Source organism: Flavobacterium beibuense F44-8 (assembly GCF_000769915.1).
GTDB classification, from domain to species: domain Bacteria; phylum Bacteroidota; class Bacteroidia; order Flavobacteriales; family Flavobacteriaceae; genus Flavobacterium; species Flavobacterium beibuense.
The window spans coordinates 26070-51941 of sequence record NZ_JRLV01000016.1 but is presented as its reverse complement, the minus strand read 5'-3'; the positions used below and the strand labels follow the sequence as shown (position 1 = coordinate 51941).

Here is a 25872-nt window from a genome sequence, read left to right as displayed (position 1 = left end):
AATGAAGATGATTTACAACTTTTTTACCTCTATTTTATTTTTACTGTCAGCTGTAAACTCACCTGTTACTATTACCACCAATACCAAAACCGTTTCTGAAACCAAAGCTGCACCACTTATTGCTGAAGCTACTACTGTAGCAACTGCAAGCGGAGTGTATAACCAGCTTGATGCCAATTCCCTTTCCTTACCGGATTATGAATCGTTTGAAAGAGCTTTTGAAGGCTATATACTTTTAAAGGAGCAGGGTAAAATCAAAAAAGACTTACTTACACTTGTTGATTTCAGCAAGTCATCTAATACCAAAAGACTTTGGATTATTGATATGAGTACCAAAACCGTATTGTATAACACTCTTGTGGCTCACGGAAGAAACAGTGGTAATGAGTTTGCTACGGCTTTCTCTAACGCTGCTAACTCTAATAAGAGTAGTTTAGGTTTTTATGCAACGGGAGAAGTTTACATAGGTAAGCACGGTACCTCGCTTCGTCTTGACGGACTTGAAAAAGGAATTAACAGTAATGCGCGTAGCAGAGCTGTAGTGATTCATGGTGCTGATTATGTAAGCGAAGGTTTTATTAAACAACATAAAAGACTGGGAAGAAGCTTAGGGTGTCCTGCGCTTCCTAACAGGATATCTAAAGAGGTGATTGATCTTATCAAAGGGAAATCATGTCTGTTTATCTATCACCCGTCTAAAAACTATGTTTCTACTTCAAAATTAGTTTCTTAATTTTTGATAGAGCACTTTATCCAGATTGTAAATATCGCTTCTAAACTGCAGGCCGTTCTTGTCCATCCAGGCGGTCCAGTATAGCTGATGCACGTTATTAGTGTTTTTAAGGTAAATCTTTTCGGTTTCACCTTCGGCTATCATTTCGTTTAGCTTATCTGTATTCCATTCGCTGTCTTCTTTAGACAGGATCTTTTCAGCCAGTTCTAACGGATTCTGTACTCTTATGCAGCCTGAGCTTAAAGCACGTTGTGGCCTGCTGAACATTTCCCTGTGATTGGTGTCATGCAGGTATACAGAAAAACGGTTATAGTAATTAAACTTTATATTGCCTAAGGCATTACTGTTGCCCGGGTTTTGTACATATCTGTAAGTATCGGCCAGTTTTGGGTTCCATTCTTCCGGTAATACCTCGTTATTCTCCTTATCAAAAATTCGCATGTTATTTTCTGCAAAATAATTAAGGTCGGCCTTAGCTTTTGGAGTAAGATCTTTTTTAAGTATAGTGGGAGGTACTGTCCATGTAGGATTGATAACAAGGTAATTCATTTTTGAATCCAGTACAGGTGTAGGCCTGTCAGGCTTACCTACTACTACTTTATGAGTGGCAATAGTATCATTGTTGTTGATTAAAGCCAGAGTATAATCAGGTATGTTGATTATAACGGCACTTTGACCGAAATCATGTGTAAACCACCTCCATCGTTCAAGGTTTACAATAACCTGTTTTTTTCGTTCTTCAAGCGAGATATTTAAAGCTTCGGCGGTTTTTTTGCCTACCACACCGTCAGGGTAAAAACCATGTCTTTTCTGAAATTTTTTAACCGCCTCAATAGCTTTGGTGTCATACACGCAGGTAATACTGTCGCTACCCTCAAGGTCTTTCCAGTAGGTTAGTCTCTTTTTAATTAATGCTACCTGAGGGAGAGAGTCATTTTCCTTAACGGATTCTTCAATAACTATTTTTTCCAAATTACTGTCATCCGGAAGGCTGTTAAGGTAAACAAGGCTTTTGCGTAAGCTTTCGTATACTTTATGAGGAGGCCTGCAGCGATCCATAATTTTATCAACTGTGTGATTATTAAGAGCCTCTTCAAGCAGTGGGTTTATGTCCAGCTTTTTTTGCTGTAATGCCCAATCTTCATAAACTCCTGTTGCTTCTGTTTTACCCTTAAATAAGTGTAGTGCCAGTTTGTAAAACGACTGTGTTAACAATAAATCGTATGCCATACTCTCTTTGGCAGAGAGCCTTTTGTTTTTTTCAAAAGCGGCAAGCGCGTCATAGTTATAGTCGTTTGGCTGCAGGCCATCCTGTTTTGCAGCGGCTATGCAAAGCAGCAGGGTTTTCCTGTCGCTTTCATTAGCCCACAAGGTGTTATAGTTTTTGTTTTTATAATAACTTTTTATCTCTTTCGTCTCATTACTAAAATAACTGCTGTCTATAGTAAAGGTGTTATTGTTGGGGTGAAGTGTTGCCACTTCGGCTTTTGCAGCGGGCAAATTTTTGCCTGTGTGAGGGTCTTTAGCACACCCTAACAATAAAAGTGTAAAGCCTGTTATTAAGACTTTTAAAATCATGGGGTTGAGGTTTGTAATAAAATTACAAAATTAAGCTATATAACTATATCGTTTTAGTTAAATAATTATTGTTTTTATCTAAATATCAGCTAAATGTATTTAAACATTACATAATGTGGGCCTACATCGGGGATTGTGAAAATATCTCCTGCAATTTCATAACCTGCTTTTTTGTAAAAGCCAACGGCAACTTCGCGGGCATTAAACCAAATAACATCGGCATTAAGATTTACAGCATGTTTTTCGGCAGCAGCCAGCAACATATCGCCCAGTCCTTTTTTTTGATGGGTTGCTAAAACAGCCATGCCACGCAGTTGGTACTGCATGCTTCCTTCAATATCCGGAGATGCAGAGAGGAATAAAGAGGCAATTCCTACGAGTCTGTTATTATCAAAAACACCAAAGTGGGTAGTAGAGGGGAGGTCGTCTCCGGGAAAAATACACGATTCAATAGGTTTTCCGGGTCTTAAAACCGGTTGTCTTACAGGATAAGTTTCCTGAGAACTAATTTGTTTTACAGAATACATTAAAAATTTTTTACGGTAACAAATTAATAATAAATATTTTAAGTAATAATGCGGTTTGGAGATAAAATTTTTTTTTAAAAAAGCTTGCATCTGTCAAATCTTATTACGTATATTTGCACCACAATAATGCGGAAGTAGCTCAGTTGGTAGAGCTCCAGCCTTCCAAGCTGGTTGTCGCGAGTTCGAGCCTCGTCTTCCGCTCAAAATCAAAACCCGATCTGAAAAGACCGGGTTTTTTCTTTATAGAAGTTTGTAAAAAAATAAAGCAGCCTTTCGGGCTGCTTTATTTTTTTAATATACTGTTGAGTATTTTAGCAATGTTTTTTGCATCGTCTACACCGCGGTGGTGTGTGCCTTCCAGCGGAATATTAAGTATTGATAATGCTCCTGCCATTCCCTGCTCGTGTTGCAGTTGGTGCTTAAGGGCAAATAATGTTTTTACATTAATATGTGAAGGTCCGAACGGATAGCCTATGTTAAGGGCTGTGCATTGTCTTTGGAACTGTTTTAGGTCGTAAGCACCAAAACTTGCCCATGCGCGGCTTTGTGAAAGGTATTCTTTGCGTAAAATTTTACAGGCTTCACTAAAGGATATACCTTCTTGGTCTACCATTTCCTGAGTTATGGTGGTTAGTTCAGTACAAAACGGACTAACAGTACTACGTTCGGGTTTTACAATTATACCTCTATTATCGGTAATTTCGCCGTTAACGGTGTCTAAAAGGCAAATGCCTATTTCTATAATATCATTTGTCATGCCCTCTGGTATAGGACCATTCCAGCAGGTAGCTTCAATATCTACTACCAGTATCTTATCTAATTTTTGTGCCATTTTTTTATTTAAGCCATGATAAATCGGTTCCGGTGGCTATTTCTTCCGGTGGTGTGTTTTGTCTAAACAGGCGCGCGTCAAGGTCGCCTCTTAATGTAGTGGTGTTGCCTTTTACCTCCAGCCAGCTACCTTCCCTAAGTCCTAATACAGGCTGAGGGTTAAAATGATGAAACTCATTAATACGGGTTTCACGGGTTTCTCCCATATGTGTTGAGCCGGCTACAGGATCAAGGTAATGCGGATTGATATTAAACGGAACCAGTGCCAGAGTATCAAAACTTGGCGGATAAATGATAGGCATGTCGTTTGTGGTTTCCATAGTGAGTCCGCAAATGTTACTGCCTGCACTAGTACCTAAGTAAGGCGTTCCGTTTTCGACAGCAGTTTTAACAGCCTCCATAACTTTGTTTTGGTAAAGTTGTGTAACCAGTAAAAAGGTGTTTCCGCCGCCCGTAAAAATAGCTTCGGCATTTTGTACGGCTGCTACAGGGTTTTCAAACTCATGTATTCCTTTTACTTCAATGCCCAGTTTTCCAAAGAATTCGGCAGCTTTTTGGGTGTACTCATCGTGAGTTATACCGCCCGGCCTTGCATAAGGTATAAAAAGTAAGGTGCTGCAGTTTTTAAAATGCTCTTTAAGTGTTTCGGTAAGATATTCAAGGTAAGTGCCGCCGTGTAAAGTGGAGGTACTTGCAATAATTATTTTTTTCATTCGTTTTATGTGTTGTAACAAAAGGTAAAGTTACAAAGATTTTTAAGCTGAGAGAGTGGCTTTTATTTTAGACTTTATCTTTTTTGCTCACCATCACTTTATTATACTATACTATTGAAAAGGATAATTTTTCTGTTTACGCTTGCTATTACCGCATTACCAGCTATTTCTCAGGAAGCCGAAATCAAATATTTGAAAGGTAAAATTAAATCGACTACTGATGATCTTGAAGGGATTTATGTGGTGAACAAAACCAGTGGTGCTTATGTAACCACTGCCCGTGGCGGATACTTCTCTCTTATGGTTAAACCAAAGGATACTCTTATTTTTTCGGCCTTACAAATTGTAGGGAGGGAGTATGAAGTGCAGCAGGAAAATATTGATGCCGAACTTTTTATTATTGAGCTCGAAGCAATGGTTACCGAACTGGACGAGCTTATTATAGAGGATTATGGTAATATCACTTCAGAATCTATAGGGCTTGTGCCAAAAGGACAAAAGCGTTACACTCCTGCCGAGAAGAAACTGTTTACGGCAAGTAATGGTATTGACGGACTCATAAACGCATTAAACGGTAAAAAGAAAGCGCTTAAGAAGGCGGTAGAGTATGAGAAAAAGGAAAGATTGATGGCTAAAATTAATTACATTTATACCGAGGAAGAGATTATTAAGGAATTTAAGGTGCCTGAGGATTATGTGGGGGGATTTATTTATTATGCAGTTGAAGATAAGCATTTTGCCAAAGCTATAAATGAAAAAAACGATATTCAGGCAAAGTTTTTGATGACACAACTGGCAGTACGATATGTTTCATTACTAAGGCAGGATGGGGTTATAGATGAGAGCGGGGCTTTAATTGAGACAGACACATTACAGCAAATCAAACCTAATACCAATATTAAAAAAGATGAAAATTAAACTTTTGTTTGTTTCTTTTTTATTGACTCTTGTTACTTATGCCCAAGAGAGGCAGCCTATAAAAGGCAGGGTAGTAGCAGGGGGTATTCCTATACCTGAAAGAGGAGTCGTTAATCTTAATTCCAGAACAGATACTAAGTCTGACAATAGTGGTAATTTTACCATAATGGCTATGGTGAACGATACTATAGTGGTACAAAGTAACAGCTACTATACAAAGCGTGTTATAGTAAGAGAAAACAACTTAAAGCAAATTCTTGTTGTAGACTTAGGGGCTTTTGAGCTTGAAGAAGTAATTATTGATAAATACGGAGATATTAATGCCGAAAGTTTAGGGCTTGTGCCTGAAGGGCAAAAACAATATACCCGTGCCGAGAAAAGACTTTTTACAGCCGGAGAGATAAAATCGGTTTGGGATGTGGTAGCTATGGTTTTAGGCATGGCATCTCTGGATGCAATAATAAATGCAATTACAGGAAAAACCAAGGTCCTTAAAAAAGAGCTGGAGTATGAAACAAAATCTACAGCTATGACACAAATCTACTCGTTATATACCGAAGAGGATATTAATACTAAACTGGGTATTCCTAAAGAGTATGTGGGTGGTTTTGTTTATTATGCTGCAGAAGATAGCGATGTGCTGATGGCTATTAGTGAAAATAACGATGAAAAGGCAAAATTCCTACTAGGTAACCTGGCTTTTAAATACCTTGAAATACTAAAGGAAAAAGAGGAAGAGTAAACAAAACCTTAATATTATTTAATGCCTAATTTTTGTATCTTTATATATAAGCTCTCCCGATTAAAAATCCTGACTATGAAAAAGTTTTTCTTCTTATTGCTGATTATCCTATTGCCTGTTGTTGTTTTTTCTCAGGATGAAGGCAGGAGGATACTCCGTGGGCAAATGGTTGCCGACTCCATTAAAGTAGAGTATATAACGGTACTTAATAAAAATACTAACATAAAGGCGATAACCGATGATAACGGTTATTTTAGCATATATGCCCAGCCCGCAGATACGCTGTACTTTTCGAGTATAAATTTTAGGCCTGCCATGTTGATTTTGGATAAGACTCATTTTGTGGAAAAAAGACTGGTTATGAAGATGGAACCTAATGTAACAGTGCTGGATGAGATACTTATTATTCCGCTTACCGGTAATCTTGAGGAAGACAGTAAGGGTATAGAAACGCGCAAGTTTACATCAGACCTTAATTCAAAAGTACTTACCGAAGGACTTAATGTTGAAGACCCGATTCCGGTAAACCCGGCTTTTCCAAGCAATGAAAGACGATTACCCGGTATAGATTTCGTAAAGGTTTACGACCTGATTTTTAAACCGAAGAAAAAGCAGAAGGATATGACTAAAGAGTACCTTCAGGGAAGGACTTTTAGTGAGCTGGTACAGGAAAAATATACCTATTACTTTTTTACCGAAACCCTGAAATTAAAGCATGAGGAAATAAACCTGTTCCTTGCTTATGCTGATAACGGTAAAGAATCGGCATTGCTTTTGGCTCCCGATAAGGAGTTTGAACTTACTGATTACTTAATCAATAAAAGCAACGAATACCATAACAGGGAGAAATAAAATAAGTTTTATTACATTTGGAACGTGAAGGTTATAACCCGATATATGTTCCTGTTTATGCTTGCCGGGCTGCTTACTGCTGCTGCGGCACATAAATACTATGTGGCTGTTTTTTTGGTAGAGCATGTGCCTGCTAAAAAACAACTTCAAATTACAGCCCGTGTTTTTGTAGACGACCTTGATGCTGCCCTTTCAAAAACAAATGGTAAAGAACTCTATCTGGCAACTAAAAAAGAAGTTTCAGGTATTGATGACTATCTTGCATCTTATTTTTCTCAAAAAATAAAAATTAAGATAAACGGTCGTGAAAAAGCCATTAATTTTTTAGGACACGAAATAGAGGACGATGTGCTTATAGGTTATTTTACCGTAGAGGCAAAAGGTAAATTAAAAGACCTTGAAATAAAAAATACACTCTTGTTTGAATCATTCCCTGATCAGCAAAATATCATAAATACTAATATTAACAGTAACAAAAAGAGTCTTTTGCTTACTAATGATAATCCTGTGGGGAATTTACAATTTTAGATTATGAAAAAAACACTATATCTGTTGGCCATATTGGCTACGGCACAGCTATCTGCACAAGATGCACCTAAAAAAGAAAAAGGGCATTATGATACTAACAGGTTTAGCCAAATGTATGACTTAATGGCTACCCCAAACGGTTACCGTACCGCATCGGGTGCGCCGGGACCTGATTACTATCAGCAGCAGGCCGATTATAAAATGGATATTGAGCTTGATGATAAAAACACTAAGCTTTATGGTACTGAAACCATAACGTATCATAACAACGCACCTGAGGATTTAGAATATTTATGGGTACAGTTAGATCAAAACAGAAGATCAAGAACATCGCAATCGCCTCTTGCAGAAAATCAGCATATAGGGAAAGCTTATAAAGCTGATAACTTTTCCCGTAGTTTTATGGAGGAAGGTTTTGACGGAGGCTTTAAAATAGAGTATGTAAAAGATGCTTCGGGCAAACCATTAAACTATGTGGTAAACGAAACCATGATGAGGATAGATTTGCCTCAGCCGTTAAAATCGGGAGAGACAGTGTCTTTTTCTATAAAGTGGTGGTATAATATTAATAATTACAGAAAAATAGGCGGACGATCAGGTTACGAACATTTTGATAAAGACGGTAACAACCTTTATGTAATAGCGCAGTTTTATCCAAGAATGGCGGTTTATAACGATGTGGAAGGATGGCAAAACATGCAGTTTTGGGGTGCAGGAGAGTTTGCACTGCCGTTTGGAAATTTTGAAGTAAACATTACAGTGCCTGCAGATCACGTTATGGAAGCTACAGGGGAGCTTAGTAACAGGGAAGATGTTTTTACCCGTGAGCAGGTAAAACGATATGAGCAGGCTACAAAAAGCTTTGATAATCCTGTGGTAATTGTAACACAGGAGGAAGCCGAAGCAGCAGAAAAAAGTTTTAGTGACAAAAAGAAAACATGGAAGTTTAAGGCAGTTAACGTAAGAGATTTTGCCTTCTCTACTTCAAGAAAGTTTATTTATGATGCTATGGCAGTGCAGTTGTCGGGAAAAACGGCAATGGCGGTATCTGTTTATCCTAAGGAAAGTAACCCTTTATGGGGCGACAGGTCTACAAGGGTTGTGGCGCACACTATCAAAACCTATTCAAAATATACATTTGATTATCCTTACCCTAAAGCGGTTTCGGTTTCGGCAGAAGATCAGGGAATGGAATACCCAATGATTTGCTGGAATTACGGCCGCCCTGATGCTAACGGTTTTGTTAGTGAAAGAATAAAATACGGTATGACCAGTGTTATTATACACGAGGTAGGGCACAACTTTTTTCCTATGATAGTGAACTCTGATGAAAGACAGTGGACATGGATGGACGAAGGACTTAATACGTTCCTGGAGTACTTAACAGAGCAGGAGTTTGAAAAAGATTATCCTTCACATAGAGGGCCTGCGGCTAAAATTGTTCCTTACATGAGTGGTGATCAAAACTTTTTAGCACCTGTTATGACCAATTCAGAGCTTATTTATCAGTTTGGCTCTAATGCTTATGCTAAGCCTGCAACCGGACTTAATATATTAAGGGAAGTGGTTATGGGGCATGAACTGTTTGATTATGCATTTAAAACCTATGCCAACCGCTGGAAGTTTAAGCATCCTACTCCTGAAGATTTCTTCAGAACAATGGAAGATGCATCGGCTGTAGATCTTGATTGGTTTTGGAGAGGATGGTTCTATTCTACCGATTATGTGGATATAGGTATTGAAGATGTAAAAGAGTTTTATGTAACCGATGACAGACCTGAGGGAATGGAAGATTATTCTGTCAGAAAAGGAAGATTTGGCAGAGATAACGGTCCGTTTGTTTACATGGTTGACGAGAAGTCTAAAAAAACAAAAAAGGCTGAAGATATTAAGTTGCTTAAAAACTATATTGATGACAACTTTACGGCTGCCGAGAAAGCTCAGCTTAAAAAGCCAAGCTATTTCTACGAAGTGACTTTCAATAAGCCGGGCGATATGCTGATGCCTATATTGGTAAGGCTTACTTTTGAAGATGGTACTACCGAAGATTATAAATTCCCTGTACAAATTTGGCGTAAAAACAATCAAACGGCTGCCCGTGTATTTGCAACAGAAAAGCAGGTTAAGAAAATTGAAGTTGACCCAGAGCTTTTAACTGCTGATATTGATGTTACTAATAACAGCTGGCCTAAGGAAGAGGTGCAGTCTAAGTTTGACCAGTTTGAAGGGAAGTAATAGTTAAAATACGGTAAAAACCCAGATTTAAACATCTGGGGAAGCTTTGGCTACGTATTTATAATTACATTTGTAGTATAAAATCTCATATTATGTTTGGAATAGGAGGAGGAGAACTTTTCTTCGTTATACTTGTGGTACTCATGCTTTTTGGGTCTGATAAGATTCCTGAAATTGCCCGTTCATTAGGTAAGGGGATGAAGCAGCTAAAGAACGCAACTAACGAAATTAAGTCGGAGATTAATAAAAATTCCGATTTAAATGATATCAAGAATACATTTAACGATGTTCGTTCTGATGTTACCTCGCATACAAAGAATTTAGGGAATAATATTACTGAAGAAATAAATCAGGTTAAGGAGAATATTGAAGATGCTTCAGGACCTATAAAACGAATGAGATAATGCTTGATTCTCTTATTGAATTAGACAAAAATCTATTAATTTACCTAAATTCACTTGGAACACCGGCTTTTGATAGTTTTTGGCTTTTTATTACAAAGCAGTTAAACTGGATTCCGGTTTTTATTTTCCTTTTATATCTTGCGTTTAAAAACCTAGGCTGGAGAAATACTGTTTTGGTAATAATAATGCTATCGTTATTAATAACCCTTACAGACCAGACTACCAATTTATTTAAAAATACAGTACAACGATTAAGGCCTCTTAATAACCCTGATATAGCAGGATTTGTAAGAGGCTTTAAGTACAGCTCGTCCTATAGTTTTTTCTCCGGTCATGCTTCTAACTCTATGGCTTGTGCTTTCTTTTTATATCATGTTTTAAAGCCTCATGTTAAGCACATGTGGATTATTTTCCTGTGGCCTTTAATATTTGCTTACAGCAGGATATATTTGGCACTACATTATCCGGGAGATATACTTTCTGGTTTTGTTTGGGGTATATTTACCTCTTCACTATTACTGATTCTTTACCGTTTTTTACGAAAATTACTACCGGAAAACAAGCAGGGATTAAATAACCCTGCTAACAGTTAATCCGTCTCTTATAGGTAAAAGCACAGTTTCTACCCTAGGGTCGTCTTTAAGTAATTTGTTGTACTCCAGTAATACTTTAGTGCTAATGTCATTTGGTTTTAACTCTTCAAGTACTTTACCGCTCCAAAGCACATTGTCAGAGAGTATAATTCCGCCTTTGTTCATAAGGGGAACTATCATATTGAAGTAGTGAATGTAATTTTCCTTATCGGCATCTATAAATACAAGATCAAATTTCTTGTTCAGTGTCGGTATAATATCAAGGGCATTTCCCAAATGCTGATGTATCTGATTTTTATAATCGCTAAGGTCAAAGTATTTTCTTTGAAAATCAATCAGCTCCTCGTTTACATCTATAGTGTCCAGTTCACCATCCGTAGCCAGTCCTTCGGCAAGGCATAAAGCTGCATATCCGGTATAGGTGCCTATTTCCAGTATGTTTTTTGGGTTAACAAGCTTAGCAATCATACTAAGTACCCTTCCCTGAAAATGCCCGCTAAGCATTCTAGGCTGGAGTATTTTTTGATGCGTTTCCCTGTTTAGTTTTTGTAGTAAATCAGGTTCGTTTTCACTATGTTGAGCAGCGTAATTTTCCAGTTCTTCAGAAATAAAATGCATAAGTTATTTTTTTTTAGAATAAAGCAAAAATAGATAAAAAATACAAGTTCCTGTTTTAAAGTATATAGTGCTGTTAGCGGTTAATATGTGCTTTTAACATGTTAAAATGATATGTAACTGTTAAAAAACAAACATATAAACCTTATTTTAGCCGTTCTATAAAACCATAAATTAGAAATGAGAAGAATACTTACTTTGCTTTTTATTAGTGTATTTGCTTTATGTGAAGCGCAAATATCTAATGATTTTACTCCCGTAAGCTGGGAAATACAAAATATGGACGGTGTTGCTCCCGTTGTTATGCCTCCTTTTGATCTTAAAACTTTACAAAAGGAAGATGAGGTTAACGATAAGAGAAAAGATATTCCGTACAGGTTTGGTTATGAGTTTTTAGTAGATTATAATCTCGACAATAGCGGAAGCTGGCAAACGCTTGATAACGGCGACCGTATTTGGAGAATACGTTTTTACTCTGAAGGAGCTAAAACAATGAATTTCCTTTTTAGTGATTTCTACATGCCAAAAGGAGCAAGCCTGTGCCTTTACAGTAACGACAGGAAAGATGTTCTTGGGGCTTATGATGAAAAACAAAACAACCCTGAAAGGGTTTTAGGAACGTGGCTGGTAACAGGAGAAGATATATGGTTAGAATACTACGAGCCTAAAGCACAAGAAGGTGAGGGTAGGCTGGAACTGTTTAAACTGGTTCACGGTTACAGAAGTACTTCAGATATTTTAAAGAGTACTCAGGATACAAATGCTTTAAACTCATCTGGTGATTGTCATTATGATGTTAACTGTTCAGTAGGAGCTATAGATGCTACAAAAGATATCAATAAAAAATCTGTAGCTATGATTGTTGCAGGAGGAGGTTTATGTACAGGTGCTCTTATCAATAATACAAATAATAACGGTACTCCTTATTTTCTTACAGCTAATCACTGCTATGAAAACCCTATAACAGGAAGCACATCAAACCCTTCTCAGTGGTCTTTTCGTTTTAACTGGATAAGTACAACCCCGTCTTGTGCAAGTACTTCAAACAGTGCTACAAATACAACTTATCATACCGTGAGTGGCGCTCAGTTAAAAGCACATAGAGCTGAAAGTGATTTTTGTTTACTTCAAATTACGGGCCCTATAGATGATGAATGGGATTTGGTTTATGCCGGATGGGACAGAAGCACCACAACACCGTCAAATACTTATAGTATTCATCATCCTGACGGAGATATAATGAAGGTTTCGGTGGATGAAGACTCTCCTTCTTCTACTTCAACTGGAGGAGCTGATGTATGGCTTATTAATAATTGGGAAAAAGGTGTAACCGAAGGTGGTTCATCAGGTTCTCCGTTATTTGATAATAATGGTAGAATAAGAGGTCAGCTTTATGGTGGAGAATCTGCCTGTAACGGTACTAATGGAAACGGACAGTATGATGTGTACGGAAGATTAAATTCTTCTTGGAATGGTGGAGGTACAAATTCTACCCGACTTAGAAACTGGTTAGACCCGGCAGGTACAAATGCAATGACTCTTGATTATTATGACGGTACGCTTGGTCTTGAAGATGTAATTACTCCTGTAAAAGAGATAAAAGTATATCCTAACCCGTCAAACGGAGTATTCTCTGTTCAGTTTACCGATACTGTTTCTTCATTACAGTATGAAGTATATAATGTGTTAGGTCAGGTAGTGAAAGCCGGTAAAGTTACCGAGTCTAACAACAGTATAGATCTTACTAATAATAGTAACGGTATTTATATATTAAGAATGATAAATACTGATACTAATAGTGCTTACTCTCAAAAAATAGTAAAAAGATAAGGAGTAATATATCCTTTTAAAAATAAGTTTTTAGCCCTTAATTCATTAAGGGCTAATTTTTTTAATTAATACTTGCTAACTTTGCGCCATGCAAACGCAAAAGAAAGATATAAGGGCGCTAACAAAAGAACAGATTCGTGATTTTTTTGTAGCAAATGGAGACAAAGCATTTCGCGGCAATCAGGTATATGAGTGGCTGTGGAGCAAGCGTGTACACAGTTTTGATGATATGACCAATGTGTCTAAAACAACCAGGCAAATGCTGGAAGACAACTTTGTGATCAATCATATAAGGGTAGACCAAATGCAAAAGAGTAGCGACGGTACTGTAAAAAATGCCGTTCGTTTACATGACGGACTGGTGGTAGAATCGGTACTGATACCTACCGAGACCCGTACTACAGCCTGTGTGTCCAGCCAGGTAGGATGCAGCCTTGACTGTAACTTTTGTGCAACTGCAAGGCTTAAACGCATGCGTAATCTTAATCCTGATGAAATTTATGATCAGGTAGCGGCGATAGATAACGAAAGCCGACTATATCATGACAGGCCTCTTTCTAATATTGTTTTTATGGGAATGGGTGAGCCTTTAATGAATTACAATAATGTAATTGCTGCTATAGACATGATTACATCACCCGAAGGGTTGGGAATGTCGCCTAAGCGTATTACTGTTTCTACATCGGGGGTGCCTAAAATGATTAAAAAACTTGCAGATGACGAGGTTAGGTTTAAACTGGCAGTATCACTGCATTCGGCGGTAGACGAGGTTAGATCTCAAATAATGCCGTTTAGTAAAAGTTTTCCGTTAAAGGATTTAAGGGAGTCGCTGGAATACTGGTACAGTAAAACCAAAAGCCGTGTTACCTATGAGTATGTGGTTTGGAAAGGTATAAACGATTCCAAGCGTGATATAGATGCATTGGTTAAGTTTTGTAAGTATGTGCCGTGTAAGGTTAACCTTATTGAGTATAATCCTATAGATGATGGTGAGTTTCAACAGGCATCACCCCAGGCAATAGAAGATTATATTACGGCTCTTGAAAATAACGGTATAGTGGCAAAAGTTAGGCGAAGTCGAGGTAAGGATATTGATGCAGCGTGCGGTCAGCTTGCTAATAAAAATGAAGCAGCAATAAATTAATTTTGCATTAACCTTGTTTTACTACGGTTTCTTGTTGTAATCACAGCAAACAATTTTCTATCTTTGAAACCTCAATGAAAATCACAGAGCAAATAAAGCAGCCTATACTACAGGAGATGGAACTTTTTGAAAAGAAGTTTCATGAATCCATGTCATCTAAGGTTGCACTGCTTAACAGAATTACTTACTACATTGTAAACCGTAAAGGGAAACAAATGCGACCTATGTTTGTTTTTCTTACTGCTAAGATGATTAGTGAAGGTACGGTTAATGAGCGTACTTATAGAGGGGCTTCGGTTATAGAGCTTATACATACAGCAACCCTGGTTCATGACGATGTAGTGGATGATAGTAATAAACGTCGTGGTTTTTTCTCCATTAATGCATTATGGAAAAACAAAATTGCCGTTTTGGTGGGAGATTATCTTTTATCAAAAGGACTGTTACTATCTATAGATAATGGTGATTTTGATTTGTTAAAGATAATATCGGTAGCTGTTAGGGAAATGAGTGAGGGAGAACTTCTTCAAATTGAAAAAGCCCGAAGACTTGATATTACCGAAGAGGTGTATTATGAAATTATCCGTCAAAAAACTGCTACACTTATAGCTGCCTGTTGTTCGCTTGGAGCCTGTTCTGTAGATCCCGATAGTGAGCATGTGGAGAAAATGAGGAAGTTTGGAGAACTTATAGGTATGGCTTTCCAAATTAAGGACGACCTTTTTGATTATACTGATGATGCTATAGGTAAACCTACCGGTATTGATATCAAGGAACAAAAAATGACACTTCCGCTTATACATGTACTTAATACTTGTACTAAAGACGAGAAGAAGTGGTTAATCAATTCGATTAAAAATCACAATAAAGATAAAAAACGTGTTAAGCAGGTTATTGCTTTTGTAAAAGAGCATAAGGGACTTGATTATGCCGAGAAGAAAATGGTAGAGTTCCAGCAGGAAGCCTTAATGTTACTTTCTGATTATCCTTCTTCTCCTTATAAAGATGCACTTACTCTCATGGTAAACTACGTTATAGATAGAAAAATATAGTTTAAAGCCGCTGAATTTCAGCGGCTTTAATTTTTAATTTTAATTTTTTTTACCTTTCATGCAACTATTTTAGATAAGTACTCGTCTATGTATATAGAAGTCGGTTAAATTGTAACCACATCAAACAAACAACCAATAACCAACGCTTTGAAAGTAATTGCCTTACATCAGGAAGAGAAGGATATAATCCGCCTGGCTGTCGATAATAATCGTCACGCCCAGCACAGGATATATACTACCTATTCCCCAAAAATGTTGAGCGTGTGCAGGCAGTATATTAAAGACCTTCAACAGGCAGAGGATATTATGATTACTGCATTTATGAAGGTCTTTACAAAGCTAAAGGACTTTGAGTATAAAGGTAGTTTTGAAGGCTGGATAAGAAGGGTTATGGTTAACGAATGTATATCGTATTTAAGGGTAAATAAAAAGATGAATTTTCTTGAAGACGAATACTATACCGAAGGAACGTTCAATGATGTGGAGTGGCAACTTTCGGTAGAGGAGATACAGTGTTTAATAGACAACTTACCCGAAGGTTACAAAATGGTATTTAACCTCTACATCATTGAAGGTTATAAGCATCATGAAATTGCCCAAATGTTAGGGATTAACGAAGGTACTTCAAAATCGCAGCTTTCTCATGCCAGAAAAATGCTGCAGGAACAAATTAATAAATTAAAGAGTTACTCTAATGGAACCGAATAATTGGGAGAAAGAAATTAAGAAGAAGCTAAACAATAGGACTATACAGCCTACTGATGCAGCTTGGGACAGGCTGGATGCAATGCTTTCGGTTACCGAAAAGAAAAAGGTTAAACCGGTCCGTATATGGATGTATGCTGCGGCTGGGTTTGTAGGCATATTGCTTACAGCCAGTTTATTTTTTAAAGTAGCTCAAAATCCTGAAACGGTTCCGGTAGTTAACGATAACGTAGATGGTATTGTTATCACGCCTAGTACGACCCTTGGGGCAGATAGTATCACTATAGGTAATATTCTGGATAATAATAAAGCTTCAGCGGTTAAGCCAGCTGTAATGGTAGCTCAGCAGCCTGTGGCAAATACTCAAAATCCCGTGAAAGAAAAAACGGAAAGCAGGGTGAAAACAAAACATATAAAAACACAGCCGGGAGTAATGGTTAATAATACTTCCGATTTAGCAGTGTCGGGTACTACTTTATCTGTACCTCTAACGCCTGATATGGAAGCCGAAAAGCTTTTAGAGGAAACACTGCTAAGCGTAAAACTTCCTAAAGAAAAACCAACTGTAAAGGTAAATGCCAACTCACTGCTAAATGAAGTTGAAGATCAGTTGGATAATAATTACAGGAGTAAAACTTGGCAAACTATAACCGAGAAATACAATGCGGTTAAAACTTCTGTAGTGAACAGAAACATCGAATAATCTTGAAACAATACCAAAACAAAAACAGGATATGAAAACAATAATTTTTTATCTGACGGCTTTACTATGCCTTGCTGCCAGTAAAATGGGAGCCCAGACTTTTGAAAGGAGGGCTAGGGATATTTCCTATAACATTGCCCAGATTTCCAAAGAGGAAAAAGATTCTCTTAAAATTGAGGTAGAAGAAGTTAATAAACTACTTGAAACAGATGATATAACTAAAGAGGAGGCAGATAAGAGAAAACTGGCTTTTGCCGAAAAAAGGGCTGCTAATATTGAGCAACGTGTTGCTGTAGAACGTGAAAAACTGGATAAACTGGTACAGGACAGGATAGATGGTAATATTGAAGAAAGTTTTCGCTCTTTTTCAATCACTTATGATCCGGGCACATCTAAGTTTAAGGATACTACTAAGGTTAAAACGTATTACGAGTTCAAAAGAACAACCTCTCAGTTTGTATTTGCTTTGGGCTTTAACCGATTGATGACAGATGGTAAAGTGGACAATGATAATTATAAATTAAGATCTGATTTTTATGAATGGGGATTAACTTTTAATACCCGAATATTAAGAAATAATAATCTCCTGCATGCCAAGTACGGACTATCTTTACAGTACAATAACCTAAGGCCGGAGGACGATAAGGTTTTTGTAACAGATGAGGGTAAAACTATTCTTGCTGATAGCGGTACTGATATCGATTTAGCTAGGTTAAGGTATGTTAACTTGGTGGTTCCGGTTCATTTAGAGTTTGATTTTACTAAAAAACAGGTAAACGAAGATAAAACTTATTACCCTACTTACAACAGTTTTAGAGTTGGTTTAGGTGGGTATGCCGGTATAAATGTGAAGGAAAAACAAATTTTAAAATATGAGAATGCAGATGGTAATGATGTAAAAGAAAGACGAAGAGGTAATTATAATATAAATGATTTTGTTTACGGGCTTAGCGCATATGTTGGTTATGAGTCGGTTAGTCTTTATCTTAAATATGATTTACAGCCGGTTTTCGAAAATAATGAAATAGATCAAAATAATGTATCTCTTGGCATAAGATTTGATTTAAATTAAACAAATTAGGGTTAGTTTTGTACTTCAAAAAGGCGTTTCCTTGTAATTCGGGAAGCGCTTTTTTTATTTTTAACACTTTGTTAACAAAAATAAATTACGTATTTTCCGCAAATGTAAATTGTATTTTCCTGCAGATGATGTAGTGAAAACCATAATTAGTAGCTTTGCATAACAAATTTAAAAATTGAATAATATGCCAATTGACAAACACACCGGAGAATTTATCGACCTTACAGAGGCAAAAGAAATGACTAATTCTTATCAGGCCGCATTCCCTAATGAGCCTAAATGCTTCTTTTTAGGAAGTGAAAAATTACAATCAGTAATAGATCAGGACGGCTGCATAGGCCTTCGTATGTACAGAGCTTTTGATGTAGTGAGAAATGAACAAAATGTCGTAATAGTTGGGGTAGATGCTAACGGGAATGATATGACAAGCGGACTTTTATTGGATAAAGGGGTTATGTGTCCTCAAAATTGTGATGTGAACAGTCCGTTATCAAGTTAGTAAATCAAATTAATTAATTATTGGTAATACAGTGTTGTGTTTTTTAGATCCACTATTAACCTGTATTACCAATGGTTATTTTAGTGTTTCAAAAATGAGCTACTGTTATTTATGTTGAATAAATCTAAGTGTTAAGTCTTGGAACTATAAGTAGTCTTATAAATATTGTTTAGGGGTTTTTTAGGGTTTACGGATGAAAGTGATAAGGAATGAGAAATAATATTTGGTATTACATATCGGTATCTTTTGTTTTTCAGTATTTATTATGTGGAATACTACTTATATATTTTTATTATACTAGATCTCCAAGAAAAGAACTTTACAATGAATTTAAGGTAATAAAACCTTTTGTATGGCTTATGTTTATTGGAGAGTTATATGAAGTTATATTTTCTGTCATCCTTTTTGTTAAAACAGCCTATTGGACTACATTATATAGTTTGTTAGAGTTTTTAGCATTTAATTATATGTTTTATAAACTCTTAAAAAAACACAAAACTCTTTACAATACATTTAATATAGTCTTTCTTACTTTTTACATAACCTCTCTTTTCTTTTGGAATATTGACAATCATAATATAGTCGAGGGGTATTATGGTGCAATTGAAACAGTTTTTATTATTATATGGGCTATTTTATGGTTTAAAGATTTATTTAAAAAAGACGAAGTTGTTTCATTATGGCGAATGCCGGCATTTTATTATGTTTTGGGTACTGTGATTTATTTATGTGGAGGAGTTATTCCGGTATTATTTACAGGGCATCTTTTTAAAGCTACAGGATTATGGACAAAATATTGGTTGGTGTTCCTTATTCTGGGAACTTTTATGAGAATCATGATGATAATAGGACTACTAAAAGCAACTGTGAAAAAGCCGTAATTAAAATTGTGTTAAAACCCCGATATTTATTGTATTTTTGATGTATGAGGCAAAATCCGCCATTTTGCTGATTTTTTAGAATACACAACACGATGGGACAGGGGGAAGAAGTAGTATCATTATTTTATATAGGTACAGCAATAATGCTGTTCCTGGCTTTTGGATTAATGTTTATAGTAGTTACTTACCAAAGACATTTTTTCAGGATGAAACGTAAGGAGGCCGAAAATATGCTCAGGGTTAGCCTGGAGAGCGAAAAAAACGAACGCGCCCGTATTGCAGCTGATTTACATGACGGAGTTTCGGGGGACTTAAGTGCTATTAAGAATTACCTTAGTGTTTTAGCTAAAAAAGAATCTGTTAATCAAACCATTTTTGATGAGATTAAAGAAGGGGTAGATGCTGCCCTGCAAAATACACGTGCCGTATCACATAATCTTATGCCGCCTTTATTGGAAACTGAAGGCTTGGTGCCGGCACTTAAAAATCATTTGAACAATGTAGGACCTAAAGCTCAAATAGAGTTTGAGGTTATCACAAACGGAGTTGATCAGCTTCCGCCTCTTGTAGCATACCAGCTTTTTAGGGTACTGCAGGAACTTACTACTAACATGATTAAGTATGGTAATGTTAGTAAGAGTGAGATAAATTTGTTATTGGAAAAAGATAGCCTTAAAATCGAAATAAGCGATAACGGTGTTCCGTTTAACTTTAAAGAGAATTTAGCTAAACCAAATGCAAGCGGACTTAAAAATATTACCTCAAGGCTACACGCTATAGGTGGTACTATAGTTCAAAATGAAGAAAAACCAAAAGGAAACCAATTTACCATAACCATAAAAAACATAAACCATGCTTAAAGTAGCCCTGGTAGACGATCATAAGCTTTTCAGGAAAAGCCTCGCTGCCCTTATAGGTACTTTTGAAGGTGTTGAGGTAGTTTATGAAAGCGACAGCGGTAAGGACTTCTTATCACACCTTAAAGAGAATAAAAATGTAGATATAGCCCTCTTGGATATCCAGATGCCCGAAATGGATGGCTATACACTTTGCGGTAAAGTACTAAAGGTACATGACAGTATAAAAGTACTTATGATTTCTCAGCTTTCCAGTAAAGAAACCATAAGACATGTAATGCAAAGCGGTGCTCATGGCTTTGTAACTAAAAACTCTGAACCCGAACAGTTGGAACTGGCTATTCGTAATCTCGATACCAGTGGTTTTTATTTGGGACCTGAGCTGGGTTCGGTATTAAAAGACCTTATGCTGTACCAGCAGGGAGGTAACGAATTCCAGCCCGATAAAGATTTTTTAAGTGACCGTGAGAAAGAGGTTATTCAGCTTATCTGTAAAGGGAAAAGCTCTGCCGAAATAGCCGAAGAGCTTTTTATTCACCAGCGTACTGTTGAAACCCACAGGCAACGTATGATAACAAAGGTAGGAGCCAAAAACTTTATTGGTGTTATTGTATTTGCCCTTAAGCACAACCTGCTTGATGTGGAAGATTTAAGCTAGTCTTTAGTAATTAAATAACAATTGTTTATGGTGTGTTTTTATAAAGTTCTGACTAACTTTATAAGAATTATTCTTACATCATGAAAATTCTTGTTACAGGTACTACAGGTTATATCGGTAAAAGACTAATTCCGTTTCTGCTGGAAGCAGGACATGAACTGGTATGCTGTGTGAGAGATTTAAACAGGATACCTGAGGAGTTCAAAGATCAGGAATCCCTAACCTTTATAGAGGTTGATTTCCTAATGTATTCTTCGGCTGTACAGATACCTAAAGATATAGATGTTGCCTATTATTTAATGCACTCCATGTCGGCTTCCGCCGATTTTGAAAAACAGGAACTGGCATGCGCCTATAATTTTATCGATTATGTAAAAAACACATCGCTACAACAGGTTATCTACCTAAGCGGTATAGTGAATGAAGATGTACTTTCTAAACATTTACGTTCCAGGAAACAGGTAGAGCAGGTACTTGGCAAAGGTAATTATGCCCTTACCGCTTTCAGGGCAGGCATAATAGTAGGGAGTGGTAGTGCATCCTTCGAGATTATAAGAGACCTGGTGGAGAAGCTTCCGGTTATGGTTACCCCGAAGTGGCTTAATACAAAAACACAGCCTATTGCCATAAGGGATGTACTCAGTTACCTCTCTAAAGCAGCAGGAAATAAACAACTCTACAATAACAACTACGATATATATGGCCCCGAAGTGCTTACCTATAAAAAAATGCTGCTCATTTTTGCCGAAGTAAGGGGTCTTAAACGCTATATACTTACGCTGCCGGTAATGACGCCTAAACTATCATCTTACTGGTTGTATTTTGTGACCTCTACCACGTTTAAGCTAGCAGCATCACTGGTGGATAGTATGAAAATCACCATTGTAGGACGTCCCAATAACCTTAGTGAAATACTCGATGTACACCCTATAACTTACAGGGAAGCGGTTGAAAAGGCTTTCCAGAAAATAGAGGAAGATGCCATACTCTCCAGTTGGAAAGACTCTATAATTAGCGGGCGTTTTAGTGAAAAGATATCCAAATATATTACCATTCCAAAATACGGCTGTTTTAAGGATATAAAATTCAGGAAAGTGACCAATGAGGAAGAAGTACTTAACCGTATATGGGCTCTTGGAGGACAAACAGGTTGGTACTATGGCGATTTTTTATGGAAAGCAAGGGGTTTTATGGATAAGATGTTTGGCGGTATAGGACTACGAAGAGGTCGCACCCATATTTCTAAACTACAACCGGGTGATGCCCTCGATTTTTGGCGTGTGCTTTTTGCTGATAAAGAAGAGAAACGGCTGTTGCTTTATGCCGAAATGAAACTGCCGGGGGAGGCTTGGCTTGAATTCAGGATAGAGAAGGGCAAGTTGTGGCAAAGAGCCGTTTTTAGGCCTAAAGGCTTATGGGGCAGGTTGTACTGGTATTCTGTGCTGCCGTTTCATTACTTTATTTTTAACGGTATGATAGATAGTTTGGCAGGCAAAGAGTAATCTCGGTAATTACTATCTTTAAATCACTGTATTTCTTTGTAACTTTACACCCCTTTTTAATATTTGACTAAGCCTTGATTTCACAAAGTACCATAGATACTGTTTTTGAGACTGCCCGTGTTGAGGAGGTAATAGGCGATTTTATAAACCTTAAGCGCGCAGGTAGCAACTTTAAAGGGCTTAGTCCGTTTAGTAATGAGAAGTCGCCTTCGTTTATGGTGTCTCCCGTAAAACAAATATGGAAAGATTTCAGTTCGGGTAAAGGTGGTAATGTTGTTGCTTTCCTTATGGAGCACGAACATTTCTCGTATCCTGAGGCTATTCGCTACTTAGCAAAAAGATACAATATTGAAATTGAGGAAACAGAACAGACTGATGAGCAGAAGGCAGTAGCCAATGAAAGGGAGAGCATGTATCTGGTTTCCGAATTTGCACAAAAATATTTTCACAGTACACTTTTAAATACCGACGAAGGTCAGGCTATTGGATATTCCTATTTCAAGGAAAGAGGATTTAGCGGAGAAACCATCAAGAAGTTTGGTTTGGGGTATTCGCCTGAAGAGTGGGATGCTTTTAGCAAAGAGGCACTGGGTAAAGGGTATAATCTTGAATTTCTTGAAAAAACAGGGTTAACCATAGTGCGCGAGGATGGCAGGAATGCCGATAGGTTCCGCGGACGCGTTATGTTCCCTATACAAAGTATGTCGGGTCGTGTTTTAGGATTCGGCGGACGTATTTTGGGTAATGATAAAAAGGTAGCTAAATACCTTAACTCTCCCGAGAGTGATATTTACCATAAAAGTAAAGTATTGTATGGTATTTATCATGCAAAGCAGGCTATAGCCAAACTGGATAACTGTTTCCTTGTTGAAGGATATACCGATGTGATACAGTTGCATCAGGCAGGAGTGGAGAACGTTGTGGCGTCTTCCGGTACGGCTTTAACGCCCGATCAGATTCGTTTGGTAAACAGGCTTACCAAAAACATTACGGTACTTTTTGATGGAGATGCGGCAGGTCTTCGTGCATCGCTTAGGGGTATTGATCTTATCCTGGAGGAAGGTATGAACGTAAAGGTTTGTACATTCCCTGACGGGGAAGATCCTGATAGTTTTGCTAAAAAATCATCGTATGATGAGCTTATTGCTTATTTGCAGAATAATGCGAAGGATTTTATACAGTTCAAGGCTTCCCTGCTTATGGATGAGGCTAAAAACGATCCTGTAAAAAAAGCCGGACTTATAAGGGATATTGTAAACAGTATTTCTAAAATCCCCGATAGAATTCAGCAGGAGGTATACATACAGGAGTGTGCCCGTATCATGGATATATCTGAGCAGGTGCTTATCAGTACACTGGCCCAGCTGGTACAAAAGGATATAGCGGATGCCGGTAAGAAAATGAAGGAGGAGCAAAAGGCTAAAGCCTTACAGCCTGTGGTGGAAGAGATGTCAACGGAGCAGAAAATTAAGCCGGATGACTTAAGCGGGATTGAATATGAAATTGTAAAGGCGTTACAGTTATATGGAGACAAAGATTGTGAGTTTAAAAACGTATTTACCAAGTATAACGAATTTGGGGATGAGGTAAACTTTACCGAAACCCAGGCCTGTAAAGTGTATGAGTGGGTTTATCTTAACTTGCAGGAGGATGAGGTAGAATTTACTCATCCTACATTTAGTTCCCTTTATAAAGAGCTTATAGATATTTATCTTAATAAGGAAATCAAGCAGGAAAACTTTGTTAACCATCTTCCGTCTGAATTGCAAAATGTGGTGTCTGATATTTATATGGATGACGACAGGTATTTGCTTAGTGAGTGGGAAGACAAGCAGCAAATTCCGGTAAAGCTTAAGCATATGACTGTGGAGGAACACGTAACCCAAATCATTTTTGATTTGAGGTCACGCCTTATTACAAAACTTATACACGAGCTTATAGCGCAAATTACCCCAGATGGTGATAACAGGGATACCATGCAGGATATTATGGATTATACCGAGCTTAATAAAAACGTACTTAAACGTATAGAGCGTATACGTACCACATAGGCAATACACTTCCACGATGCGTTTATAATGGTATAAAGCATCTCAAAAAAATCCGATAATATAAAAGGTGATTGGTTTGGTAGAGTTGTGTTCCCGGAATGAATGTTAGGGTTAAACTATTTCCAGCGTTTTAGCTTTGTTAACTAAGTCTACTAGGTTAGTAACATGTAGTTTGGTAAGTAACCTTAATTTATAGGTACTTATAGTTTTCTCGTTAAGGTCAAGGAGTTTTGCAATTTCCTTATTCTTTTTACCCTCACTTAAGTAGCGTAATACTTCAATTTCTCGTGAAGAAAGTTTCCTGTACAGTCTCTCAGATTTTTTACCCTTATTAAGCAGTGCTAGGTTCTTTTTAACAAGATCGCTAAATACTACTTCACCTTGCATTACCTTTTTAATGGCATTTTCAAGGTCTTCCATTCTTGCGTTTTTATGCACATAGGCCGATACTCCGGCCTTTAAGGCATTTGGGGCATATATCTGTTCGGCAAGATTGGTAAAAATCACAATCTTGGTGTCGGGATAGTCCTTAACAAGAGATTTAACAGAGCTTATACTCGTTAAGCCGTCTAACTCCAGGTCAATAATGGCGGCGTCAACAGTCTTTTTTTTCAGCACGTCCATAAGTCCTTCCAGATTGTTTACCACCCCTGCAAAGCTGATTTCCGGATTTTCGCTAAAATAGGCCTTCATTCCGTAGTGTACTACAGGATGATTATCCGCTAAGCATAGTTTGATCATAATTGCTATTTTTTGAGTTAAAACTTACAGTAAAGTTAGCAATTAAAATCTTATTAAAATCTTAAAGTATTGTGAATGAAAGAATTTTATTTCAAATTTAATGGTATCTCACACACCGGTATTGGGTTCATTTTGTGCTGGTTAATAGCGTTTAGTCTTAAATAAATGTTAAAAACCTCTTTTTGCCTTCCGGTAAAGTCGTCGTGTTTTTTTCCTTTTTCAGCTTGGAGCATTGCCCATTCCAATTCGTCATAACTTGCTCCTAATTGATCCTCATCACTACGGTCATCACCAAACAATCCGTCAGTAGGTTTTGCGGCAATAATACTCTCCGGAACTTTAAGGAATTTGGCAAGCTCCCGTACTTCCGACTTCATTAAATCGGCAATAGGGCTAAGATCTACACCACCATCACCATATTTGGTAAAGAAACCAACCCCAAAATCTTCTACCTTATTACCTGTTCCTGCTACAAGAGCACTGTTTATTCCTGCAAAGTAGTACAGGGTTGTCATTCGTAGTCGGGCTCTTGTATTAGCAAGGGTTAAGTCCTGCAGGTATTGGTTTTCGGTTTCGGGAACCTGTTTTCTGAAAGTTTCAAAAACAGGGGTAAGGTCAGCTTCTACTGTAGATACGTTATCAAACCTACCCATAAGCTGCTTTATATGCTCCCTGCCTCGGCTAACCTGGTTTTCTGCCTGGTGTATTGGCATTTCTACACATAATGTAGGTAAACCGGTTTGGGCGCAAAGGCTGGATGTTACTGCCGAATCAATTCCGCCCGATATCCCTACAACAAAACCTTTTACTTTTGCGTTAGTTGCATAATCACGCAGCCAGTTTACTATATATTCGTTTGCAGTTTCGGTTTTAAATTTTCGGGATGCAGCCATTATATT

The 25872-nt window shown here is 37.4% G+C and carries 27 protein-coding genes and 1 tRNA gene; 21 read left to right on the top strand and 7 right to left on the bottom strand.

Features of this window, described 5'->3' with window-relative positions; all coding sequences use genetic code 11:
* Position 1 precedes the first annotated feature (1 nt).
* Positions 2-733 carry a murein L,D-transpeptidase catalytic domain family protein gene (locus Q763_RS13000; RefSeq protein ID WP_316931469.1) on the top strand — a complete coding sequence of 244 codons (732 nt, stop codon included), beginning with the start codon at positions 2-4 and terminating at the stop codon, positions 731-733.
* Here Q763_RS13000 and Q763_RS12995 read toward each other — a convergent pair.
* Positions 722-2311 (bottom strand): L,D-transpeptidase family protein, encoded by a 1590-nt coding sequence (locus Q763_RS12995; protein ID WP_052123440.1) that lies wholly within the window; start codon positions 2309-2311, stop codon positions 722-724. The genes Q763_RS13000 and Q763_RS12995 overlap by 12 nt on opposite strands.
* 89 nt (positions 2312-2400) lie before the next feature.
* On the bottom strand, positions 2401-2838 hold the full coding sequence (locus tag Q763_RS12990) for a GNAT family N-acetyltransferase (protein WP_035135018.1): 438 nt from the start codon (positions 2836-2838) through the stop codon (positions 2401-2403).
* Positions 2839-2966: 128 nt separating this feature from the next.
* Here Q763_RS12990 and Q763_RS12985 point away from each other — a divergent pair.
* Positions 2967-3039, top strand: a tRNA-Gly gene (locus tag Q763_RS12985).
* Between the two features lie 82 nt (positions 3040-3121).
* Here the strand turns inward: Q763_RS12985 and Q763_RS12980 are convergent.
* Both Q763_RS12980 and pepE read right to left on the bottom strand, forming a co-directional pair.
* Positions 3122-3670 carry a 3'-5' exonuclease gene (locus Q763_RS12980; RefSeq protein WP_035135016.1) on the bottom strand — a complete coding sequence of 183 codons (549 nt, stop codon included), beginning with the start codon at positions 3668-3670 and terminating at the stop codon, positions 3122-3124.
* 4 nt (positions 3671-3674) lie between these two features.
* Positions 3675-4382, bottom strand: a complete 708-nt coding sequence (gene pepE, locus Q763_RS12975) for a dipeptidase PepE (protein WP_052123439.1) — start codon at positions 4380-4382, stop codon at positions 3675-3677.
* A 114-nt stretch (positions 4383-4496) separates the two neighbouring features.
* Between pepE and Q763_RS12970 the strand changes: the two genes are divergently transcribed.
* From Q763_RS12970 to Q763_RS12940, 7 genes are all read left to right on the top strand, one after another.
* The gene (locus Q763_RS12970) at positions 4497-5300 is read left to right on the top strand and encodes a hypothetical protein (RefSeq protein WP_035135013.1); all 804 of its coding nucleotides are present in this window, start codon (positions 4497-4499) and stop codon (positions 5298-5300) included.
* Positions 5290-6042: a peptidase associated/transthyretin-like domain-containing protein gene (locus tag Q763_RS12965; protein WP_035135011.1), complete on the top strand. Its 753-nt coding sequence runs from the start codon at positions 5290-5292 to the stop codon at positions 6040-6042. Before Q763_RS12970 ends, Q763_RS12965 begins: the two co-directional genes overlap by 11 nt.
* Before the next feature lie 75 nt (positions 6043-6117).
* The gene (locus tag Q763_RS17545) at positions 6118-6894 is read left to right on the top strand and encodes a hypothetical protein (RefSeq protein ID WP_052123438.1); all 777 of its coding nucleotides are present in this window, start codon (positions 6118-6120) and stop codon (positions 6892-6894) included.
* A gap of 24 nt (positions 6895-6918) precedes the next feature.
* Positions 6919-7422, top strand: coding sequence for a DUF6702 family protein (locus Q763_RS12955; RefSeq protein WP_157499434.1), 504 nt, complete (start codon positions 6919-6921; stop codon positions 7420-7422).
* 3 nt (positions 7423-7425) lie between these two features.
* Positions 7426-9657, top strand: a complete 2232-nt coding sequence (locus Q763_RS12950; protein WP_035135007.1) for a M1 family metallopeptidase — start codon at positions 7426-7428, stop codon at positions 9655-9657.
* 92 nt (positions 9658-9749) lie between these two features.
* A complete protein-coding gene (locus tag Q763_RS12945) occupies positions 9750-10061 on the top strand; it encodes a Sec-independent protein translocase subunit TatA/TatB (protein ID WP_035135005.1) in 312 nt (103 codons plus the stop codon).
* Positions 10061-10654 (top strand): phosphatase PAP2 family protein, encoded by a 594-nt coding sequence (locus tag Q763_RS12940; RefSeq protein ID WP_035135003.1) that lies wholly within the window; start codon positions 10061-10063, stop codon positions 10652-10654. Before Q763_RS12945 ends, Q763_RS12940 begins: the two co-directional genes overlap by 1 nt.
* On the opposite strand, the gene Q763_RS12935 is transcribed toward Q763_RS12940, so the two are convergent.
* The gene (locus Q763_RS12935; RefSeq protein ID WP_035135002.1) at positions 10631-11272 is read right to left on the bottom strand and encodes an O-methyltransferase; all 642 of its coding nucleotides are present in this window, start codon (positions 11270-11272) and stop codon (positions 10631-10633) included. The two genes, Q763_RS12940 and Q763_RS12935, sit on opposite strands and share 24 nt — an antisense overlap.
* Positions 11273-11449: 177 nt before the next feature.
* Here Q763_RS12935 and Q763_RS12930 point away from each other — a divergent pair, with 177 nt between their 5' ends.
* From Q763_RS12930 to dnaG, 12 genes are all read left to right on the top strand, one after another.
* Positions 11450-13099, top strand: a complete 1650-nt coding sequence (locus tag Q763_RS12930) for a T9SS type A sorting domain-containing protein (RefSeq protein ID WP_035134996.1) — start codon at positions 11450-11452, stop codon at positions 13097-13099.
* An 88-nt stretch (positions 13100-13187) separates the two neighbouring features.
* A complete protein-coding gene (gene rlmN, locus Q763_RS12925; RefSeq protein ID WP_035134995.1) occupies positions 13188-14243 on the top strand; it encodes a 23S rRNA (adenine(2503)-C(2))-methyltransferase RlmN in 1056 nt (351 codons plus the stop codon).
* 74 nt (positions 14244-14317) lie between these two features.
* Positions 14318-15295, top strand: a complete 978-nt coding sequence (locus Q763_RS12920; protein WP_035134993.1) for a polyprenyl synthetase family protein — start codon at positions 14318-14320, stop codon at positions 15293-15295.
* A gap of 147 nt (positions 15296-15442) precedes the next feature.
* A complete protein-coding gene (locus Q763_RS12915) occupies positions 15443-16003 on the top strand; it encodes an RNA polymerase sigma factor (RefSeq protein WP_035134992.1) in 561 nt (186 codons plus the stop codon).
* A complete protein-coding gene (locus Q763_RS12910) occupies positions 15990-16703 on the top strand; it encodes a hypothetical protein (protein WP_035134991.1) in 714 nt (237 codons plus the stop codon). Before Q763_RS12915 ends, Q763_RS12910 begins: the two co-directional genes overlap by 14 nt.
* Positions 16704-16734: 31 nt before the next feature.
* Entirely contained in the window at positions 16735-17775 is a 1041-nt protein-coding gene (locus tag Q763_RS12905) for a hypothetical protein (protein ID WP_035134990.1), read from the top strand.
* 193 nt (positions 17776-17968) lie between these two features.
* Entirely contained in the window at positions 17969-18283 is a 315-nt protein-coding gene (locus Q763_RS12900; RefSeq protein ID WP_035134989.1) for a hypothetical protein, read from the top strand.
* 209 nt (positions 18284-18492) lie between these two features.
* A complete protein-coding gene (locus Q763_RS12895) occupies positions 18493-19164 on the top strand; it encodes a hypothetical protein (protein ID WP_035134987.1) in 672 nt (223 codons plus the stop codon).
* 92 nt (positions 19165-19256) lie between these two features.
* The gene (locus tag Q763_RS12890) at positions 19257-20024 is read left to right on the top strand and encodes a sensor histidine kinase (protein WP_035134985.1); all 768 of its coding nucleotides are present in this window, start codon (positions 19257-19259) and stop codon (positions 20022-20024) included.
* Positions 20017-20679, top strand: a complete 663-nt coding sequence (locus Q763_RS12885; RefSeq protein WP_035134983.1) for a response regulator — start codon at positions 20017-20019, stop codon at positions 20677-20679. Before Q763_RS12890 ends, Q763_RS12885 begins: the two co-directional genes overlap by 8 nt.
* 80 nt (positions 20680-20759) lie before the next feature.
* On the top strand, positions 20760-22181 hold the full coding sequence (locus Q763_RS12880; protein WP_035134981.1) for an SDR family oxidoreductase: 1422 nt from the start codon (positions 20760-20762) through the stop codon (positions 22179-22181).
* Between the two features lie 74 nt (positions 22182-22255).
* Positions 22256-24232: a DNA primase gene (dnaG, locus tag Q763_RS12875; RefSeq protein WP_035134979.1), complete on the top strand. Its 1977-nt coding sequence runs from the start codon at positions 22256-22258 to the stop codon at positions 24230-24232.
* Positions 24233-24343: 111 nt separating this feature from the next.
* Here dnaG and Q763_RS12870 read toward each other — a convergent pair whose 3' ends face one another.
* A complete protein-coding gene (locus Q763_RS12870; protein WP_035134977.1) occupies positions 24344-24973 on the bottom strand; it encodes a response regulator transcription factor in 630 nt (209 codons plus the stop codon).
* Between the two features lie 86 nt (positions 24974-25059).
* Positions 25060-25866 carry an NAD(+) synthase gene (gene nadE, locus Q763_RS12865; protein ID WP_035134975.1) on the bottom strand — a complete coding sequence of 269 codons (807 nt, stop codon included), beginning with the start codon at positions 25864-25866 and terminating at the stop codon, positions 25060-25062.
* Between the last annotated feature and the right edge of the window lie 6 nt (positions 25867-25872).

What these genes read in the sequence shown, in the direction of transcription:
- Q763_RS13000 (WP_316931469.1), top strand. Translation starts at nt 2, where the DNA reads ATGAAGATGATTTACAACTTTTTTACCTCTATTTTATTTTTACTGTCA.
- Q763_RS12995 (WP_052123440.1), bottom strand. Translation starts at nt 2,311, where the DNA reads ATGATTTTAAAAGTCTTAATAACAGGCTTTACACTTTTATTGTTAGGG.
- Q763_RS12990 (WP_035135018.1), bottom strand. Translation starts at nt 2,838, where the DNA reads ATGTATTCTGTAAAACAAATTAGTTCTCAGGAAACTTATCCTGTAAGA.
- Q763_RS12980 (WP_035135016.1), bottom strand. Translation starts at nt 3,670, where the DNA reads ATGGCACAAAAATTAGATAAGATACTGGTAGTAGATATTGAAGCTACC.
- pepE (WP_052123439.1), bottom strand. Translation starts at nt 4,382, where the DNA reads ATGAAAAAAATAATTATTGCAAGTACCTCCACTTTACACGGCGGCACT.
- Q763_RS12965 (WP_035135011.1), top strand. Translation starts at nt 5,290, where the DNA reads ATGAAAATTAAACTTTTGTTTGTTTCTTTTTTATTGACTCTTGTTACT.
- Q763_RS17545 (WP_052123438.1), top strand. Translation starts at nt 6,118, where the DNA reads ATGAAAAAGTTTTTCTTCTTATTGCTGATTATCCTATTGCCTGTTGTT.
- Q763_RS12950 (WP_035135007.1), top strand. Translation starts at nt 7,426, where the DNA reads ATGAAAAAAACACTATATCTGTTGGCCATATTGGCTACGGCACAGCTA.
- Q763_RS12945 (WP_035135005.1), top strand. Translation starts at nt 9,750, where the DNA reads ATGTTTGGAATAGGAGGAGGAGAACTTTTCTTCGTTATACTTGTGGTA.
- Q763_RS12940 (WP_035135003.1), top strand. Translation starts at nt 10,061, where the DNA reads ATGCTTGATTCTCTTATTGAATTAGACAAAAATCTATTAATTTACCTA.
- Q763_RS12935 (WP_035135002.1), bottom strand. Translation starts at nt 11,272, where the DNA reads ATGCATTTTATTTCTGAAGAACTGGAAAATTACGCTGCTCAACATAGT.
- Q763_RS12930 (WP_035134996.1), top strand. Translation starts at nt 11,450, where the DNA reads ATGAGAAGAATACTTACTTTGCTTTTTATTAGTGTATTTGCTTTATGT.
- rlmN (WP_035134995.1), top strand. Translation starts at nt 13,188, where the DNA reads ATGCAAACGCAAAAGAAAGATATAAGGGCGCTAACAAAAGAACAGATT.
- Q763_RS12920 (WP_035134993.1), top strand. Translation starts at nt 14,318, where the DNA reads ATGAAAATCACAGAGCAAATAAAGCAGCCTATACTACAGGAGATGGAA.
- Q763_RS12910 (WP_035134991.1), top strand. Translation starts at nt 15,990, where the DNA reads ATGGAACCGAATAATTGGGAGAAAGAAATTAAGAAGAAGCTAAACAAT.
- Q763_RS12905 (WP_035134990.1), top strand. Translation starts at nt 16,735, where the DNA reads ATGAAAACAATAATTTTTTATCTGACGGCTTTACTATGCCTTGCTGCC.
- Q763_RS12900 (WP_035134989.1), top strand. Translation starts at nt 17,969, where the DNA reads ATGCCAATTGACAAACACACCGGAGAATTTATCGACCTTACAGAGGCA.
- Q763_RS12895 (WP_035134987.1), top strand. Translation starts at nt 18,493, where the DNA reads ATGAGAAATAATATTTGGTATTACATATCGGTATCTTTTGTTTTTCAG.
- Q763_RS12890 (WP_035134985.1), top strand. Translation starts at nt 19,257, where the DNA reads ATGGGACAGGGGGAAGAAGTAGTATCATTATTTTATATAGGTACAGCA.
- Q763_RS12885 (WP_035134983.1), top strand. Translation starts at nt 20,017, where the DNA reads ATGCTTAAAGTAGCCCTGGTAGACGATCATAAGCTTTTCAGGAAAAGC.
- Q763_RS12880 (WP_035134981.1), top strand. Translation starts at nt 20,760, where the DNA reads ATGAAAATTCTTGTTACAGGTACTACAGGTTATATCGGTAAAAGACTA.
- Q763_RS12870 (WP_035134977.1), bottom strand. Translation starts at nt 24,973, where the DNA reads ATGATCAAACTATGCTTAGCGGATAATCATCCTGTAGTACACTACGGA.
- nadE (WP_035134975.1), bottom strand. Translation starts at nt 25,866, where the DNA reads ATGGCTGCATCCCGAAAATTTAAAACCGAAACTGCAAACGAATATATA.